Origin of the sequence: Nonomuraea monospora (assembly GCF_039531895.1) — a bacterium.
Lineage (GTDB): Bacteria > Actinomycetota > Actinomycetes > Streptosporangiales > Streptosporangiaceae > Nonomuraea > Nonomuraea monospora.
This window is the reverse complement of record NZ_BAAAQX010000006.1, coordinates 218316-235131: the sequence shown is the minus strand read 5'-3', so window position 1 is coordinate 235131 and position 16816 is coordinate 218316. Positions and strand designations below refer to the sequence as shown.

General features: G+C 73.0%; 17 protein-coding genes. 14 read left to right on the top strand and 3 right to left on the bottom strand.

The genetic code is table 11. The features are described 5' to 3' along the window. Positions 1–85 precede the first annotated feature (85 nt). The 6 genes from ABD331_RS14410 to ABD331_RS14385 all read left to right on the top strand — a co-directional run bounded on the left by ABD331_RS14410 (position 86) and on the right by ABD331_RS14385 (position 5310). Positions 86–802 (top strand): GNAT family N-acetyltransferase, encoded by a 717-nt coding sequence (locus ABD331_RS14410; RefSeq protein ID WP_344474655.1) that lies wholly within the window; start codon positions 86–88, stop codon positions 800–802. Beyond that, positions 799–1647, top strand: a complete 849-nt coding sequence (locus ABD331_RS14405; RefSeq protein ID WP_344474653.1) for a lysophospholipid acyltransferase family protein — start codon at positions 799–801, stop codon at positions 1645–1647. Before ABD331_RS14410 ends, ABD331_RS14405 begins: the two co-directional genes overlap by 4 nt. Positions 1648–1781: 134 nt before the next feature. Continuing rightward, a complete protein-coding gene (locus ABD331_RS14400) occupies positions 1782–2051 on the top strand; it encodes a WGxxGxxG family protein (RefSeq protein ID WP_344474651.1) in 270 nt (89 codons plus the stop codon). A 159-nt stretch (positions 2052–2210) separates the two neighbouring features. Further along, the gene (locus ABD331_RS14395; protein ID WP_344475026.1) at positions 2211–3230 is read left to right on the top strand and encodes an iron-siderophore ABC transporter substrate-binding protein; all 1020 of its coding nucleotides are present in this window, start codon (positions 2211–2213) and stop codon (positions 3228–3230) included. Next, the gene (locus ABD331_RS14390) at positions 3227–4228 is read left to right on the top strand and encodes a FecCD family ABC transporter permease (protein WP_344474649.1); all 1002 of its coding nucleotides are present in this window, start codon (positions 3227–3229) and stop codon (positions 4226–4228) included. The genes ABD331_RS14395 and ABD331_RS14390 overlap by 4 nt, the downstream gene beginning before the upstream one ends. A 2-nt stretch (positions 4229–4230) precedes the next feature. Next, the gene (locus tag ABD331_RS14385) at positions 4231–5310 is read left to right on the top strand and encodes a FecCD family ABC transporter permease (RefSeq protein WP_344474645.1); all 1080 of its coding nucleotides are present in this window, start codon (positions 4231–4233) and stop codon (positions 5308–5310) included. 273 nt (positions 5311–5583) lie between these two features. On the opposite strand, the gene aztA is transcribed toward ABD331_RS14385, so the two are convergent. Continuing rightward, positions 5584–6285 (bottom strand): zinc ABC transporter ATP-binding protein AztA, encoded by a 702-nt coding sequence (gene aztA / locus ABD331_RS14380; RefSeq protein ID WP_344474643.1) that lies wholly within the window; start codon positions 6283–6285, stop codon positions 5584–5586. A 32-nt stretch (positions 6286–6317) separates the two neighbouring features. Further along, the gene (locus ABD331_RS14375; RefSeq protein WP_344474641.1) at positions 6318–6818 is read right to left on the bottom strand and encodes a DUF4760 domain-containing protein; all 501 of its coding nucleotides are present in this window, start codon (positions 6816–6818) and stop codon (positions 6318–6320) included. Between the two features lie 97 nt (positions 6819–6915). On the opposite strand from ABD331_RS14375, the gene ABD331_RS14370 reads away from it, so the two are divergent. From ABD331_RS14370 to ABD331_RS14335, 8 genes are all read left to right on the top strand, one after another. Further along, complete coding sequence (locus tag ABD331_RS14370) at positions 6916–8199, top strand: flavin-containing monooxygenase (protein WP_344474639.1); 1284 nt, start codon at positions 6916–6918, stop codon at positions 8197–8199. After that, a complete protein-coding gene (locus tag ABD331_RS14365; protein WP_344474637.1) occupies positions 8196–8636 on the top strand; it encodes a RidA family protein in 441 nt (146 codons plus the stop codon). The genes ABD331_RS14370 and ABD331_RS14365 overlap by 4 nt, the downstream gene beginning before the upstream one ends. Beyond that, on the top strand, positions 8633–9301 hold the full coding sequence (locus ABD331_RS14360) for a DUF1028 domain-containing protein (RefSeq protein ID WP_344474635.1): 669 nt from the start codon (positions 8633–8635) through the stop codon (positions 9299–9301). Before ABD331_RS14365 ends, ABD331_RS14360 begins: the two co-directional genes overlap by 4 nt. 1 nt (position 9302) lies before the next feature. After that, entirely contained in the window at positions 9303–10448 is a 1146-nt protein-coding gene (locus ABD331_RS14355) for a M20 family metallopeptidase (protein ID WP_344474633.1), read from the top strand. A 144-nt stretch (positions 10449–10592) separates the two neighbouring features. Then, a complete protein-coding gene (locus tag ABD331_RS14350) occupies positions 10593–11507 on the top strand; it encodes a LysR family transcriptional regulator (RefSeq protein WP_344474631.1) in 915 nt (304 codons plus the stop codon). Between the two features lie 122 nt (positions 11508–11629). Next, a complete protein-coding gene (locus ABD331_RS14345) occupies positions 11630–13048 on the top strand; it encodes a purine-cytosine permease family protein (RefSeq protein ID WP_344474629.1) in 1419 nt (472 codons plus the stop codon). Then, a complete protein-coding gene (locus ABD331_RS14340) occupies positions 13045–14535 on the top strand; it encodes an aldehyde dehydrogenase family protein (RefSeq protein WP_344474627.1) in 1491 nt (496 codons plus the stop codon). The genes ABD331_RS14345 and ABD331_RS14340 overlap by 4 nt, the downstream gene beginning before the upstream one ends. Continuing rightward, positions 14528–16129 carry a GMC family oxidoreductase gene (locus ABD331_RS14335; protein ID WP_344474625.1) on the top strand — a complete coding sequence of 534 codons (1602 nt, stop codon included), beginning with the start codon at positions 14528–14530 and terminating at the stop codon, positions 16127–16129. Before ABD331_RS14340 ends, ABD331_RS14335 begins: the two co-directional genes overlap by 8 nt. On the opposite strand, the gene ABD331_RS14330 is transcribed toward ABD331_RS14335, so the two are convergent. Beyond that, on the bottom strand, positions 16114–16737 hold the full coding sequence (locus ABD331_RS14330) for a TetR/AcrR family transcriptional regulator (RefSeq protein WP_344474623.1): 624 nt from the start codon (positions 16735–16737) through the stop codon (positions 16114–16116). The genes ABD331_RS14335 and ABD331_RS14330 overlap by 16 nt on opposite strands. Between the last annotated feature and the right edge of the window lie 79 nt (positions 16738–16816).

Here is a 16816-nt window from a genome sequence, read left to right as displayed (position 1 = left end):
TGGCTGCCCCCAACGTGAGACGTGGACGTCATGTCCGCATGTCGACATTGGCGCGAGGACCCTTCAGGGAAGGACGCGCGCGCCCATGACGATCTCTCTTGACACCGGTAGGTACACGGTCGGCATGGCCACCAGCGCCGCCGACCTCCAGGCGGCCCAGCGGCTGCGTTACGCGGTCTTCGCCGGGGAGATGGGGGCGCGGCTCGACAGCCCCGTCTCCGGCCTCGACGCCGACCGGTTCGACGCCTACTGCGATCATCTCCTCGTCCGGGCCGGGGACGAGGTCGTGGGGACGTACCGGCTGCTGCCGCCCGGGCGGGCCGAGCGGCTCTACTCCGACGCCGAGTTCGACCTCGCGAACCTGCGGCCCATCAGGAAGGGCCTGGTGGAGGCCGGACGCACCTGCGTCCACCCCGCCCACCGGGACGGCGCGGTGATGGCTCTGATGTGGGCGGGCATCGCCCGCTACATGGTCGCGGGCGGCCACCAGTGGCTGGCGGGCTGCTGCTCGGTGCCGCTCGACGACGGCGGCGCGCTGGCCGCCGCCGTGATGGAGCGGGTGCCGCTCGGCCCCGAGGAGCACCGGGTGCGCCCGCGCACGCCGTGGCGGCCGGGCCGGGTGGCGCCGCCCGACCGGTTCGTGCCGCCGCCGCTGCTGCGCGGCTACCTGCGGCTGGGGTCGTGGGTGTGCGGGGAGCCCGCGCACGACGGGGACTTCGGCACGGCCGACTTCTTCATGCTGCTGTCCATGGCCAACGTCAACGCCCGCTACCTGCGTTACTTCCTCGGCGAGCCGCTGTGAGCACCGTCCTGCCGCCCGCCGCGCGGCTCAACCCGTGGCGCCCCACGGGGCCGTGCACGCCCGCGGCCTGCATCGGGGACCCGGCCTGCGCGGTGGGCCGTGTCCGGCGCGCGGCCCGGCTGCTGGCCGCGGGCATGGTGGTGCTGGGCGGCGTGCCCGTGGCGCTCGTCGCCCGCGCCTTCACCCAGGCGCGGCTCACGAGGCTGTGGGCGCTGCTGATGCTGCGCGCGCTGGGCATCCGCCTGGAGGTTCACGGGACGGGTGGTGCGGGTGAGCTGGTCGTGGCCAACCATGTCTCCTGGCTCGACCCGCTGGTCATCGCGGCCGCGGTGCCGTCCAGGCCGCTCGCCAAGCAGGAGGTCGCCGGGTGGCCGGTGATCAGGACCCTGGTGGCGGGGGCCGGGGCGCTGTTCATCGACAGGGAGCGGCTCACGGCGCTGCCGTCCGCGGTGGCCGCCGTGGCCGGCGCGCTCAGGGCGGGCGACACGGTGGTCGCCTTCCCCGAGGGGACCACGTGGTGCGGGCGGGAGATGGGCTATTTCCGGCCCGCCGTGTTCCAGGCGGCGATCGACGCGGAGGCCGCCGTCAGGCCCGCCACGCTGCGCTACCGCGAGGGGCCGCTGCCCTCCACCCGCGCCTGCTTCGTCGGCGACGACTCGCTGCTCGCCTCGCTGCTGCGGGTGACCGCCACCCGCGACCTGGTCGTGGAGGTGACGCTGCTGCCTCCGGTACGGCCCGAGCCCGGTTTGCGCAATCCGCGTGCGAGAGCGGAACTGGCCGGAATCTCCGAGGCACACGTACGTGCGGGCGTCCCGGGCCGCCACCTGGAGGGAGAAGGCGTTTGATGCGGCCATCTCGATGGTAGATGGCCCTTTAGCAGGGGATCTGGAGATCGCCCCGCTATCGGAAGCCTTCGTCAGGGAAGGCGTGATAGGCGGTCTCCGCGGTTGAATCGAGACCGCCGGATCGGGGGAACCCAATGCGCAAGACGCTCACCGGGCTGGGCCTGGCGTTCTTCTTGACGCTAGTACCGGCCGCCGCGGCAACGGCGGACACGCCTGTCGAGCCGGTCGCGCAGAGCCAGGTGACACCGGCACCGCAGGACAACAACAGGGACGAAGGCGGCGGCAACGCCGGCCTGTGGGGCCTGCTCGGCCTGCTCGGTCTGCTGGGCATGGCCGGCATGCGTAAGCAGCGCAACCACGTCGGCACCGCAGAGAACATCCCGCACCGCACCACGCGCCCGTAACAGGGCCCAACCCCGGCCTCCGGGCCGGGGTGCATCTCCACCGGGTGACACGGCTGCCGGCAGGTCGGCCGTGTCACCACATTGATCGACTCCCCATATAAGGTTAGGCTCCCCTTATTTAGTGTGGCCTTACCTTCTGAGGAGCCGTCCTTGACCCGCGTGCTCGCCCTCGTGGCGCTCGTCCTGATCACCATCGTGGGCTGCGGCTCCACCACACCCGCCACCCCCTCCGGCACCGCACCGGCACCCCAGGCGTCCTCGCCCGGGGCCTTCCCCGTGACGCTGCCGCACAAGTACGGCGAAACCACCATCCCGGCCGCGCCCAAGCGCGTCGTCACCGTCGGCCTGCTGGAGCAGGACTCGCTGCTCGCTCTCGGCATCGTCCCGGTCGGCACCACCGAGTGGTTCGGCGGGTACCCCGGCGCGATCGGCCCCTGGGCCGAGGCCAAGCTCGGCGGCGCCGCCCGTCCCCAGGTGCTCAAGGACACCGGCAGCGGCCCCCAGTTCGAGAAGATCGCCGCACTGAACCCCGACCTGATCCTGGCCCTGTACTCCGGGCTGACCAAGGAACAGTACGAGACGCTCTCCAAGATCGCGCCGACCGTGGCCCAGCCCAAGGAGTACATCGACTACGGCATCCCGTGGCAGGAGGTCACCAAGCGGGTCGGCGCCGCCGTCGGCAAGCCCGCCGAGGCCGAAACCCTGGTCAAGCAGGTCGAGGACCGCTTCGCCGAGGAGCGCGGCAAGCACCCCGAGTTCGCCGGCCAGACCGGCCTGATGGCCACCCTGTACGAGGGCTACTTCGTCTTCGGCAGCCAGGACCCGCGCAACCGCCTGCTCGGCTCGCTCGGCTTCCAGCTCCCCGCCAACCTCGACCAGGCCATCGGCGACAAGTTCGGCGCCAACATCAGCCGGGAGCGGCTCGACCTGCTCGACACCGGCGCGATCGTCTGGAGCGTCACGGACGTCGCCAAGGGCCAGGAGACCCTGCACGGCGACACCGTCTACAAGGCGCTCGACGTGGTGAAGCAGGGCCGCGAGGTCTACCTGCCCGAGGGCACGCCGCCCAGCGACGCGGTCGCCTTCCTCACCGTGCTCAGCGTCCCGTACGTGCTCGACACGCTCGTCCCGCGGCTGGCCGCCGCCGTGGACGGCGATCCGGCCACCAAGACCTCGTGAAAGCGCTCGCCGCGGCCGTCGTCGCGCTGCTCGCGGTGTGCCTGCTGTCGCTCTCGCTCGGCGCCCGCGCCATCCCCCTCGACCAGGTGGCCGCCGCGCTCGCCGGAACGGCGGGCGACCAGGACGTCCTGGACGTCATCTGGTCCGTACGCGTCCCGCGCACCCTGGTCGGCCTCCTGGCCGGGGCGGCGCTCGGCCTGTCCGGCGCCCTCATGCAGGCGCTCACCCGCAACCCCCTCGCCGACCCCGGCGTGCTGGGCGTCAGCGCCGGGTCCGCGTTCGCCGTCGTCCTGGCCATCGGCGTGTTCGGGGTGGCGGCGCCCGCCGGGTTCGTCTGGTTCGCGTTCGCGGGGGCGCTGGTGGCCAGCGTGGTCGTGTACGCGCTGGCCGGGCTCGGCCGCGACGGCATGACCCCGGTCAAGCTGGCGCTGGCGGGCGTCGCCACCACGTTCCTGCTCAGCTCCGTCACCAGCGCGTTCGTGCTGGTGGACCCGGAGTCGCTGAGCAGGTACCGGTTCTGGTCGGCCGGGTCGCTGTCGGGGGCGGGCGGCGAGCTGCTGCCGCAGCTCCTGCCGTTCGTGGCCGCGGGCGCGGCGCTCGCCCTCCTCTGCGGCTCCGCGCTCAACAGCCTGGCGCTCGGCGACGACGTGGCCAGAGGGCTGGGCCGCCGCGTCGGCCTGGTACGCCTCCAGGGCGCGGCGGCCGTGATGCTGCTGACCGGCTCGGCCGTCGCCGCCATCGGCCCCGTCGTCTTCGTCGGGCTCGTCGTGCCCTACGCGGCCCGCGCCCTGGCAAGGGGCGGCGGCCGGTCCGAGGCCGACCACCGGCTGCTGCTGCCGCTGGCGGCGCTGCTCGGTCCGTGCCTGCTGCTGGCCGCCGACGTCCTGGGCCGGATGGTGGCCCCGCCCATCGAGGTGCAGGCGGGCCTGCTGGTGGCGTTCGTCGGCGGCCCCTTCTTCGTCGTCCTGGCCCGCCGCCGACGCCTCGCGGAGCTGTGAGCATGCGCGCGACCCCGTCTCCCGGCCGGGCGCTGCCCTTCCGGCTGCCCTTCCGACTGCCCCTCCGGCTGGCCTTCCGGCTGGCCGTCCCGCCCGTCTCCGGCGTGCTGCGGCCCCGGACCATCCTCGTCGGCGTGGCCGCCGCCGTCGCCGCCCTCCTCGCCTTCTGCCTGGGCATCGGCCTCGGCGAGGTCAGGCTCGGGCTGGGCCAGGTCGTCGCCGCGCTGCTCGGCGGCGGCGAGCAGGGCACCGCGTTCGTGGTGCACGAGCTGCGCCTGCCCAGGGCGCTGACCGGGCTGCTCGCCGGGATCGCGTTCGGCGTCTCCGGCGCGCTGTTCCAGACCATGACCCGCAACCCGCTCGCCAGCCCCGACATGATCGGCGTCACCCAGGGCGCCGGGGTGGCCGTGGTGGCCGGGATCGTGCTGGGGGCCGGCAGCGGGCTGGAGCTGCTGGGCTTCGCTGGGGCCGTGACGGCGGCGCTGGTCACGTACCTGCTGGCCTGGCGGCGCGGCACCACCGGCGGGCGCATCGTGCTCGTCGGCATCGGGCTGTCGTGGATGTGCACCAGCGCCACCGAGTACCTGATGGTCACCAGCGGCGACTTCCAGGCCCAGCAGGCGCTGGGCTGGCTGTTCGGCAACCTCAACGGCCGCACCTGGGACCACGTGGCCCCGCTCGCCCTGGCCCTGGCGGTGCTGGTGCCCGTCGCGCTGCTGCTCGGCAACTGGACCCGGGTGCTGCAACTCGGGGACGAGGTGGCGGTCGTGCTCGGCGCGCCCGTGCAGGCGGCGCGGCTGGCGCTGCTCATGACGGGCGTGGCGCTGGTGGCCTTCGGTACGGCGGCGGCCGGGCCCGTGGCCTTCGTCGCCCTCGCCGCGCCGCAGATCGCCCAGCGCCTCGCCCGCGCCGCCGCCCCGCCGCCGCTGGCGTCCGGCTTGACCGGGGCGTTCATCGTGCTGGGCGCCGACCTGGTCGCGCGGCTGCTGATCCCGGACGTGGAGCTGCCGGTCGGCGTGGTCACCGGGGCGCTCGGAGCGCCGCTGCTGCTGTGGCTGCTGGCCAGGACCAGGCGCCGCTGACCGCGACCGGCCACCGTCATCGCAGCCGCGCCCGCGCCGGAACGCCTGCGGCGGCGAGCACGCGTCCTGTCATCGGAGCCGCGCTCGCGCCGGAACGCTCCTGGCGGAGGCGAGCACGCGCCCTGTCACCAGGGCCGCGCTCGCGCCGGAACGCTCCTGGCGGAGGCGAGCACGCGCCCTGTCACCGGGGCCGCACTCGCGTCGGAAGCTCCTGGCGGCGGCGAGCACACGTCCTGTCGCAGGAGCCGCGTCCTGTTATCGGAGCCGCGCCTGTCACTGGAGCCGCGCTTGCGCCGGAGTGCCCGTGGCGGCGGCGAGCACCTCGGTGGGAGGGCCCTGGGCGACGAGCCGCCCCTCGTTGAGGAGCAGGCAGTGGTCGGCGCGGGAGGCCTCGGCCGGGTCGTGGGTGACGTGCACGATCGTCACCCCACGGGCGCTCTCCCGCTCGATCACCCCCGCGATGTGCTCCCTGGCCGCCGCGTCCAGGCCGGTCGTGGGCTCGTCCAGCAACAGCAGGTCAGGCTCCTGCGCGAGCCCCTGCGCCAGCAGCACCCGCTGCCGCTGCCCCCCGGACAGCGTGCTCAGCCGCCGCCCCGCCAGCGACGACACGTCCAGCGCGGCCATGCAGGCGTCCACGACCGCCCGGTCGTGCGCCGTCAGCCGCCGCCAGGGGCCGCGCGACGCCCACCGGCCCATCGCCACCGTCTCCCGCACGGTGATCGGCAACGCGTCGGACACCGCGTCGCGCTGCACCACGTACCCGGGCCGCCCAGCGCCGCTCAGCTCCACCGTGCCGTGGACCGGCCGGATGGTCCCGGCGAGCACGCCGAGCAGGGTGGACTTGCCGGAGCCGTTCGGGCCGACGACGGCGGTGACGCCCGCGCGCGGCAGGCGAGCCGACAGCCCGCGCAGGACAGTCCTGCGGCCGTAACCGGCCGTGACGTCCCTGAGCACGACAGCGTCGCTGACCTGCATGAGACCCCCTCATAATGACAACGGTTTTCATTCTAAGGGTCTGCCGAGAGGAGCCCGAGCCGCCGCCGGAGGTCGCCGGCCGGGCGCATCCGGGACCGCGCCACCAGGTGCTCGAAGAAGACCATCGTCTTGACCTGCCTGATCTCCGACTCCCTGCGGACGAAGGGCTCCATGATCTGCCAGAACTTCGGCAGGCTCTCCCCGAAGAAACTGAGGATCAGCTCCTCGGGCACCGCCTTGTGCACGATCAGCAGCCCGGCGTTGTCGAAGAGGAAACCGACCTTGCGCACGGCCGTCCTGGCGGGCTCGGGCAGGCCCGAGATGCCGCGCTCCGGCGAGTGCTCGGCGGCCAGGCGCTCGAAGATGTAGTCACGCGCCTCGAACCACTCCGGGCTGCGCGCCTCCTGGAAGGTGCCTAGGACGACGGGCATGAGAGCCTGACGCGCGCTCGCCCGCGCCTGTCGGATCGAGATGACGACCGCCGCCACTGCGGCCAGGGCGCCGGCGATGCTCAACGCTAACGGGATGTCCATGGTTATCAACAAATCAGATGTAGAAGCGCAACAACTTCTGTTGGACAGGGGTCTTCCCGGCGGGCGAGGATTCCAGTCGAAGTGGAGGTTGTGGGTTTTGAGTGAAGAAGTCGAAGTCCTCGTCGTCGGCGCGGGCCAGGCCGGCCTGGCGATGAGCGAGCATCTGACCGACCGCGGAGTGCCGCACCTCGTCCTGGAACGGCACCGCGTCGCGGAGCGCTGGCGCTCGCAGCGGTGGGACTCCCTGGTGGCGAACGGGCCCGCCTGGCACGACCGTTTCCCCGGCCTGGAGTTCCTCGACCTCGACCCCGACGCCTTCGCGTCCAAGGAGCAGATCGCGGACTACTTCGTCGCGTACGCGGAGAAGATCGGCGCGCCGATCCGGTGCGGCGTCGAGGTGACGTCGGTGCGCAAGCACGACGGGCGGCCCGGCTTCCGCGTGGAGACCTCGGACGGCGTCATCGACGCCAGGTTCGTCGTCGCCGCGACAGGACCGTTCCAGAAGCCCGTCATCCCGCCGATCGTCCCCGACGGCGCGGTGCCCGTGCAGGTGCACTCCAGCGACTACCGCAACCCCGCGCAGTTGCCCGACGGCGCCGTCCTGGTGGTCGGGGCGGGCTCGTCCGGGGTGCAGATCGCCGACGAGCTGCGGCGGTCCGGCAGGCCCGTCTACCTGTCCGTCGGCCCCCACGAGCGGCCGCCGCGCAGCTACCGGGGGCGCGACTTCTGCTGGTGGCTCGGCGTCCTCGGCAAGTGGGACGCCGAGACCCCGCCCCAGGGCGCGGAGCACGTCACGATCGCGGTCAGCGGCGCGCGCGGCGGCCACACCGTCGACTTTCGCGACCTGGCCGCCCGGGGCATCCACCTGACCGGCCTGACCGCTTCGTACGACGACGGGGTGGTGCGGTTCTCGCCCGACCTCGGCAGGAACATCGCCGCGGGCGACGCCAACTACCTGGCGCTGCTCGACGAGGCCGACGCCTACGTGACGCGCAACGGCCTCGACCTGCCCGAGGAGCCGCAGGCCCGCCGATTCGGGCCCGACCCGGAGTGCGTGACCGACCCGCTGCTCGAACTCGACCTCGCCGCCGCCGGCGTCACCTCGATCGTCTGGGCCACCGGCTTCGCCACCGACTACGGCTGGCTCCAGGTGGACGCGTTCGACGAGAACGGCAGGCCGCGGCAGCGGCGCGGCGTGTCGTCGGAGCCGGGCGTCTACTTCCTCGGCCTGCCGTGGCTGTCGCGGCGCGGATCGAGCTTCATCTGGGGGGTGTGGCACGACGCCCGGTACGTGGCCGACCACATCACCACCCAGCGCGGCTACCTCTCCTACGAGACGGCCGCCGACCTGACGGACATCGCTGTGAAGGCCGCCACGTGAACGCACCCATCGTCGCCGGGGGACACACCCGGATCCGCCCGTTCAACACCCGCGACACCTACCCCGAGCAGAACCTCGACAACGACCTGTGCCAGGCCGTGATCGCCGGGAACACCGTCTACGTGCGCGGCCAGATCGGCCAGGACCTCGACACCAGCGAGTCGGTCGGCGTCGGCGACGTCGAGGCCCAGACGGAGCGGGCGATGGCCAACATCGACCTGCTCCTGAGGGAGGCGGGCGCGCGGATGGAGCACCTGGTCAAGCTGACGATCTACCTCGTCGACCCGCGCTACCGCGAGCCCGTCTACCGCACGATCGGCCGATGGACCAGGGGCGTGCACCCGATCTCCACCGGCCTGGTCGTCTCGGCGCTGGCCCGCCCCGAGTGGCTGGTCGAGGTGGACGCCGTCGCGGTGATCCCGGAGGGTGAGCGGTGACGTTCTCGATCCTGGCCGTGGACGGCGACGGCGCCGTCGGGATGGCCGTCACCTCCTCCAGCCCGGCCGTGGCGGCCCGCTGTGTCCACCTGCGGGCCGGCGTCGGCGGTGCAGCCTCGCAGAACGTCACCGACCCGCGGCTCGGCACGGAGCTGCTGGACGCCCTGGAGGCCGGCGCGGGCGCCCGCGACGCGCTGGACGGCGTCGTGCGCGGGCGTGAGCTGATCGAGTACCGGCAGCTCACCGTCCTCACCCTGAACGGCGAGGCCGCCACGTTCTCCGGCGACAGGACCCTCGGCGTGCACCACGCGCGGGCCGGGTCAGGCGTCGTCGCCGCGGGCAACATGCTCGCGGACACCGGCGTGGTGGACGCCGTCGTCGAAGGCTTCGAACGCTCGGCGGGGGAGCTGGAGGAGCGGCTGCTCGCCGGGCTCGCCGCCGGGCTGGCGGCCGGGGGAGAGGCGGGCCCCGTGCACTCGGCGGGGCTGGCGGTCGTACGGACGGTTCCGTGGCGTGAGACGGACCTGCGGGTCGACTGGAGCGAGGACCCCGTCGGCGAGCTGGGCGAGCTGCTGAAGCTGTGGCTGCCGCAGCGCGACGACTACGTCACCCGGGGCCTCGACCCGACCGCCGCGCCCTCGTACGGCGTGCCGGGGGACGAGTGACATGACGGCCAGTGACATGACGGCCGCAGAGAAGGAACGCGTGGCGCAGGCTGTCTCCGCCGACGCCGGGCGGCTGATCGCGCTGTCCGAGCGGCTGCACGCCCACCCGGAGACGGCCTGGCAGGAGCACCGGTCGGCGCGCTGGGTGGCCGAGACGCTCGACGAGGCCGGTTTCACCGTCGCCCCGGCCTACCTCGGGCTCGACACCGCCTTCCACGCGACGTACGGCAGCGGGCCCTTCCGCCTCGGCCTGTGCGCCGAGTACGACGCCCTGCCCGGCCTCGGGCACGCCTGCGGGCACAACCTGATCGCGGCCATCACCGCTGGCGCGGCCCGCGCCCTCGCGCCGCTCGCCGACACGGCCGGGCTGACGATCGAGGTCTACGGCACCCCCGCCGAGGAGGGCGGGGGAGGGAAGATCGAGCTGCTGGAACGCGGCGCGTTCGCCGGGCTGGACCTGGCGATGATGGCGCACCCGGCCCCCGTGGACGTCGCGGAGGCGGAGGCGTTCGCGGTCTCGCACTCCCACGTCTTCTTCCGTGGCAGGGCCGCCCACGCCGCGGCCTACCCCGAGCAGGGCGTCAACGCCGCCGACGCGTTCACCATCGCCCAGGTCGCGATCGGGCTGCTGCGCCAGCAACTGCCGCACACCGTCCGCGTGCACGGGGTGATGACCAACGGCGGCGAGGCCCCGAACGCGATCCCGGCCCGCACCGAGGGCAGATGGTACGTCCGCGCCGGCAGCCTGGCGGGGCTGGCCGAGACGGAGGAGAAGGTGTGGCGGTGCTTCCAGGCCGGCGCCCTGGCCACCGGCTGCGAGCTGGACATCACCCCGGAGAGCAAGCCGTACGCGGAGTTCCGCAACGACGAGCGGGCGCTGGCCGCCTACCGGCGCAACGCGGAGCGGCTGGGCCGCCGCTTCGACGACGGCTCGCCGGCCCGGCGGATGAACCGGGCCTCCACCGACATGGGGAACGTGTCGCAACTGGTGCCCGCGATCCACCCGTACGTCGGCATCGGGTCGCTCCCGGCGCTGAACCACCAGCCGGAGTTCGCCGCCCACTGCGTCGGCGGTGACGCCGAGAGGGCGCTGCTCGACGCGGCGACGGCGCTCGCCTGGACGGCACTGGACGTCGCCGCCGGCTGAGAGCCGCTGGCGGCGGCGTCCGCCGTGGGAAGCCGTCGGCCCCTGCCGTCCGCCGTGGGAAGCCGTTGGCCCTGGCCGTCACGCTGCCGGTAGCATCGTGCCTGTTCAGGCAGGTCGCCGGGCCGAGTGCAGGAGGAGGGCAGCGTGAAGGCCCCCTCGTTCACCCTGGTGCAGCTCCGCTACTTCGCGGCGGCGGCCGAGCTGGGCAGCATGACGGCCGCCGCCCGCGAGCTGGTCGTCTCCCAGTCGGCCGTCTCCACCGCGGTCGCGCAACTGGAGAAGGAACTCGGCGTCCAGCTCCTGCTGCGCCATCACGCGCGCGGCCTGGCGCTGACGCCCGCCGGCCGGGCCTTCTACACCGAGCTGCGCGGCTTTCTCGCGCACAGCCAGGAGCTGGCCGACAGCGCCGCGAATGCGGGCAGAGAACTGGTAGGCGCGCTTATCGTCGGCTGTTTCGACACGCTCGCGCCTTTCTGGCTGCCGCATCTCGTCGCGAAGTACGGCACGCGACATCCGGCCGTCAGCATGGAGGTTCTCGAAGCCCCGCACGCCGCCCTGAAACAGAATCTCCGATCGGGCGCCTGCGAAGTCGCGTTGATGTACGCCTACGAACTCGGCGAGGACTTCGAAACCACCCGGGTCGCTTCCGCGCCCCCGTACCTGCTGCTGCCGCCGGGCCATCGCCTGGCGCACAGAAAGCGCATCCACCTGGCCGAGCTGGCCGAGGATCCGGTGGTGATGCTGGAGTTGCCGCACACCTCCGCCTACTTCCACTCGCTCTTCCAGGAGGTCGGCGTCGAGCCGCGCGTACGGCACCGCACCGCAGGGTACGAGACGGTGCGTTCGATGGTCGCCGCAGGTCACGGCTACGCGATCCTCAACCAGCGGCCCGCCCACAGCTTCACCTACGGCGGCGGGGCGCTGGTGACGGTCGCCCTGGCCGACGACTTCCCCGCGCTCGACGTCGTCGCGGTGCGGATGAGACAGGCCCGGCTCACCCGAAAGGCGGAGGCCTTTGTAGAGGTCTGCCGGGAAGTGGGAGCCGCGCTTACCGGATGAATTGTGTCGGGCGTGTTACTGCATCGAATTCCTTGATGCAAGTGATCGGTTTCTCGCGTTAGACAGATGGCTCGCCGTTGGCACAGGGTGTACTTGGTCACTGTGCTGCACAAGGAGAGTTGATGAGCACTCCAGCGCCCTCCCACGAGGCTCTTGAAATCCGGACGATCGAACATATCCCGATCGCGGAACGGCATGGCCGGGCGTCGCAGTTGTTCACCATCTGGTTCGGGTCGAACATCATGCTGCTGACCATCGCGACCGGCCTGCTCGGCACGCTCGTCTACGGGCTGTCGATCCCGTGGGCGATCGCCGCGCTGGTGCTCGGCAACCTCGCGGGCGGCGTCGTGATGGCGTTGCACGCGGCGCAGGGCCCCCAGATGGGCGTGCCGCAGATGCTGCAGACCAGGGCCCAGTTCGGCTCCCAGGGGTCGTTGCTGGTCGTGGTCATCGTGGTCGCCATGTACACGGCGTTCTTCGCCTCGAACATGGTGCTGGGCGGCCAGGGCCTGTCGAACCTGACGGGGCTGAACGAGACCCTGGCCATCACGGTCATCGGGGCCATCTCCGCCGCCGGCGCCATCTTCGGCTACAAGATCATCCACGCGATGGCCGGCGTGATGTCGGTGGTGGCCGGGAGCCTGCTCGTGCTGGCGTTCGTCATGCTGCTGGCCTTCGTGGACCTCCCGGCGGCCACCTGGTCGTCGGGCGGGTTCGGCTGGGCGGGCTTCATGGGCACGGTGTCGCTGGCCGCGCTCTGGCAGATCGCCTACGCGCCCTACGTGTCCGACTACACCCGCTATCTGCCGCGCGACACCGGCGTGCGCGCCGCGTTCTGGGCCACGTACGCGGGCAGCACGCTCGGCTCGATCATCCCGATGATCTTCGGCGCGGTCCTGGGCGCCGCCTTCCCCGCGCTCGACACGGTCGGCGCCGTGCGGGCGGGCGCCGGGCCCGCGGGCGCGGTCGTCCTGCTCGTCTTCGTGATCGGCATCGTCACGACCAACACGATGAACCTCTACTGCGGGGCGCTGTCCGTCCTGACCATCGGCCAGACGCTGCGGTCGAGATGGCAGCCGCAGGCCAAGGCGCGGTCGGTCGTGGTGGTCGCCCTGTTCGTCGTCGCCCTCGGCCTGGCGCAGCTCGGCAAGGGCGACTTCCTCACCAACTTCGTGAACTTCATGTTGCTGCTGCTGTGCGCACTCGTGCCGTGGACGGCGGTCAACCTGGTCGACTACTACCTCGTCCGGCACGGCGAGTACGACATCTCCGCGCTGTTCCGCGCGGACGGCGGCGTCTACGGCCGCTACAACGTCCCAGCGATCGGCTGCTACGTGATCGGCATCGCCGTGCAGATCCCGTTCCTGTCCAACGCGCTGTACGTCGGGCCGCTGGCCGAGGCCCTGAACGGCGTGGACGTCTCGTGGATCGCCGGGCTGGCCATCATCAGCCCTCTCTACTACTTCTGGGTTCGTGGCCTGCGCCGCTCCACCGGCGCGCACGCCACGGCCCCCGACCTCGCGGAGGCCGAAGGCGTATGACCGAGCGAACGCACGACGACTGGCTCGCGCTGGCCGCGAAGATCGAGCCGGCGACCACCGCGTGGATCGGCGGCCCCGTGCCGTCCCTGTCGGGGGCGACGCGGACGACCGTCAACCCCGCCACGGGCGCGGTGCTCGCCGAGGTGGCCGAGTGCGACGAGCACGACGTGGACGCCGCCGTCGCCGCCGCCCGGCGCGCCTTCGAGGGCGGGGCCTGGTCGGCGGCCTCGCCCAGGGACAGGGCGGCCGTCCTGCACCGCATCGCGCGGAAGATCGAGGAGCACGTCGAGGAGCTGGCCCTGCTCGACAGCCTCGACGCAGGCAAGCGCATCGCCGACACCCTCGCGATCGACGCGCCCGGCTCGGCCGCGATCCTGCGCTGGTACGCCGAGTCCCTGGACAAGGTGTACGGCGAGGTCGCCCCCACCGGCGCAGCCGACCTGGCGGTCGTGACCAGGGAGCCGCTCGGCGTGGTGGCCGCCGTCGTGCCGTGGAACTACCCCCTCGAAATGGCCATCTGGAAGATCGCCCCGGCGCTCGCCGCCGGAAACAGCGTGATTCTCAAGCCCGCCGAGGACTCCCCGCTCTCCGCGCTGCGCCTGGCCGGGCTCGCCGCCGAGGCCGGGCTGCCCGACGGGGTGCTGAGCGTCGTGCCGGGCGCGGGCCCCGTGGTCGGCCGGGCCCTCGGCAGGCACCGCGGCGTGGACGTGGTGACGTTCACCGGCTCGACCAGCACCGGGCAGCTCTTCCAGCAGTACGCCGGCCAGTCCAACCTCAAGCAGGTCTGGCTGGAGGCCGGCGGCAAGAGCGCCGTGGTCGTGCTCGACGACGTCGCCGACCTGGACGCGGTCGCCGACGGCGTGGCCGCGGGCATCTTCACCAACACCGGGCAGGTCTGCTCGGCCACGTCACGGCTCGTCGTGCAACGCGGGGTGGCCGACGAGCTGGTGCAGCGCGTGGTCGCCCGCGCGTCCGCGATCAATGTCGGCGACCCGCTCGACCCCGCCACCGGCATGGGCCCCGTGGTCAGCGAACGTCAGGCCGCCAGGGTGCTGGCGCTCATGGAGACGGGGGCGGCGCAGGCGCGCGAGGCGCACGGCGGCGGGCTCGTCCCCGGCATGCCCGCGCCGACCTACGTCCGGCCCCAGGTGCTGCTCGGCGTCGATCCGGACGCGCCCATCGCGCAGACCGAGGTGTTCGGGCCCGTCCTGTCGGTGCACGTGGTGGACACCGTGGACGAGGCCGTCGCCGTCGCCAACGGGACTCCGTACGCGCTGGCGGCGGGGCTGTGGACCGACAGCCTCAGCCGCGCCCACGGCGTGGCCCGCCGCCTGCGCGCCGGAACCGTCTCGGTGAACTGCGTGGACGCCCTCGACGTCGCCACCCCGTTCGGCGGGTTCGGCCAGTCGGGTTACGGGCGGGACCTCTCGCTGCACGCGCTGGACAAGTTCACCGGACTCAAGACCACCTGGATCCACCATGGCTGACACCTGCGACTTCCTCATCGTCGGCGGCGGCACGGCCGGGTCGCTGCTCGCGACCCGGCTGGCCGAGCAGGGGCACGACGTGGCGCTCGTCGAGTGGGGCCCCGACGACGAGCACGAGCCCCGCGCCCGCGAGCTGCGCAGATGGGCCGAGATGCTGGAAGGCGAGTACGACCTCGACTACCGCAGCGAGCCGAACCCGCGCGGCAACTCCCACATCAGGCTCGCCCGGCTGCGCATACTCGGCGGCTGCTCCACCGCCAACACGATGATCTCCTGGCGGCCGCTGCGCGGCGACCTGGAGGAGTGGGTGGCCCTGGGCGCCAAGGGCTGGGACCCTGACACGATCCTCCCGCTGTACGACCGGCTGCGCACGCCGATCCAGCCCGTCGCACCCGAGGACCGCAACCCGTACGTGGCCGACGTGGTGACCAGCGCGTCCGCCGCGCTCGGGCTGCCCGTGCAGGAACGCTGGAACGACGGCCGCCTCGACGAGTCGCCCAACGGCGTCGGCTTCTTCGAGGTCGGCTACACCCCGGGAACCAACGTGCGCGCCTCGACCTCGATCCACTACGTGCACCCGGCCCGCGCCGAGGGCCGCGGCCCGGCGGTCCTGACCGGGCTCCGGGCCGTGCGCGTCCTGTTCGAGGACAAGGACGAGGACGAGGACGGGGACGGGGACGAGGGCGGGGACGAGGGCGGTGGCCTGCGCGCGTGCGGCGTCCGCGTGCGCGACGCCGACGGCGCGGAGCGCGACCTGCGCGCCGCCGCCGAGGTCGTGCTGTGCGCCGGCGCCATCGACACCCCGCGCCTGCTGCAGCTCTCCGGCGTCGGCCCGCGCCAGGTGCTCCAGGACGCGGGCATCCCCGTCGCACTCGACCTGCCGGGCGTCGGCGAGAACTTGCAAGATCACGTCGAAGGACTGGTCGTCTGGGAGGCCACCCGCGTGCCGCCCGCCACCTGCGCCAGCGGCTGGGACGCCGGCGCCGTGGTGAGCCTCGGCGGCGACGGGCGGCCCGACGTCCTCATGCACTTCCCCGTCGAACCGTGGGCCGTGCACGCCGAGCGCCACCTGGCGGAGACCGGGGCCCCGCCGCTGCCGGAGCGGACGATCGCGATCGCCCCCAACGTGGCCCGCCCGCACAGCCGGGGCCGGGTCCGGGTCCGCTCAGCCGACCCGGACGCGCCTCCGGCCATCGAGTTCCGCTCCTTCACCGACCCGGATGGGCACGACGAGGCGATGCTGGTCGCGGGCGTGCGCCTGGCCCGCCGGATCGCCTCGGCCGAGCCGATGCGGTCGTGGGTCAAGCGCGAGGTGTTCCCCGGCCCCGACCTCACGAGCGACGAGGAGCTGTCGGCCGTGGCCCGCGCGACCCACCAGACCGTCTACCACCCGTCGGGCACCTGCCGCATCGGAGCGCCCGGCGACGCCGCCGCGGTCGTCGGCCCCGACCTGCGCGTCCACGGCGTCAAGGGGCTGCGGATCGCCGACGCGTCCGTCTTCCCCACGCTCACCTCCGTCAACCCCGTGGTGACGGTGATGGTCGTCGCGGAGCGGGCGGCAGACCTGATCGCGGCGGATCACCCCAAGGGCTGACAGGGCTCCACGAGCGGGCAGCCCGTCTGCGTCTCCAGGAAGCGCAGCACCAGCTCCCGGGCGCGCGCCGCCGGGACGCTGGTGTTGCGGCCGACGATGTGCAGCCCGTAGGCGTCCTCCAGCGCCACCGCGTTCGCGGCCACGTCCTCCACCGGCAGGGACAGCCGGAACACGCCGCTGTCGCTGCCGTGCCGCAGCGCCGCCATGTAGAGCGACACCTCCCTGTCCCACAGGGCCGTCATCAGCACCGCGTGCGTACGGCTGCGCGCCGCGTGCACGTGCGTCTCGTACAGCACCCGGCACACCGGGTCGTCCTCACCGGCCGGCAGCCCCGCCCCGACCAGCCGGATCAGCCGCCGCCTCGGGTCCTGCTCCGCCTGCGCCGCGCGGGCCCGCGCCCAGTAGAAGCGGTCCACCGCGTCCTGGTGCACCTCCAGCAGCAGCTCGTCCACGTCCGGGTAGTAGTAGCTGACCAGCCCCGCCGACAGCCCCGCCTCCTCGGCCACGTCGCGCACCCGCAGCCCCGCCAGCCCGCGCCTGACGATCGCCCGCCCCGCGGCGGCGACCAGCTCGCTGCGGCGGCGGGTCTGCTCCTTAGGTCGCGCCATGTTCGGAATTTTTGATGACAGCCATCGAAAAACCTCACGCTTCTCTGTGTAAACAACAGGTTTCCAGGCCTTGCACGGG

Excerpts from the sequence above, each read along its gene's own strand:
- ABD331_RS14340 (WP_344474627.1), top strand. The coding sequence starts at position 13,045 with ATGACCGAGCGAACGCACGACGACTGGCTCGCGCTGGCCGCGAAGATC.
- ABD331_RS14335 (WP_344474625.1), top strand. The coding sequence starts at position 14,528 with ATGGCTGACACCTGCGACTTCCTCATCGTCGGCGGCGGCACGGCCGGG.
- ABD331_RS14385 (WP_344474645.1), top strand. The coding sequence starts at position 4,231 with ATGCGCGCGACCCCGTCTCCCGGCCGGGCGCTGCCCTTCCGGCTGCCC.
- ABD331_RS14355 (WP_344474633.1), top strand. The coding sequence starts at position 9,303 with ATGACGGCCAGTGACATGACGGCCGCAGAGAAGGAACGCGTGGCGCAG.
- ABD331_RS14400 (WP_344474651.1), top strand. The coding sequence starts at position 1,782 with ATGCGCAAGACGCTCACCGGGCTGGGCCTGGCGTTCTTCTTGACGCTA.
- ABD331_RS14375 (WP_344474641.1), bottom strand. The coding sequence starts at position 6,818 with ATGGACATCCCGTTAGCGTTGAGCATCGCCGGCGCCCTGGCCGCAGTG.
- ABD331_RS14330 (WP_344474623.1), bottom strand. The coding sequence starts at position 16,737 with ATGGCGCGACCTAAGGAGCAGACCCGCCGCCGCAGCGAGCTGGTCGCC.
- ABD331_RS14410 (WP_344474655.1), top strand. The coding sequence starts at position 86 with ATGACGATCTCTCTTGACACCGGTAGGTACACGGTCGGCATGGCCACC.
- aztA (WP_344474643.1), bottom strand. The coding sequence starts at position 6,285 with ATGCAGGTCAGCGACGCTGTCGTGCTCAGGGACGTCACGGCCGGTTAC.
- ABD331_RS14345 (WP_344474629.1), top strand. The coding sequence starts at position 11,630 with ATGAGCACTCCAGCGCCCTCCCACGAGGCTCTTGAAATCCGGACGATC.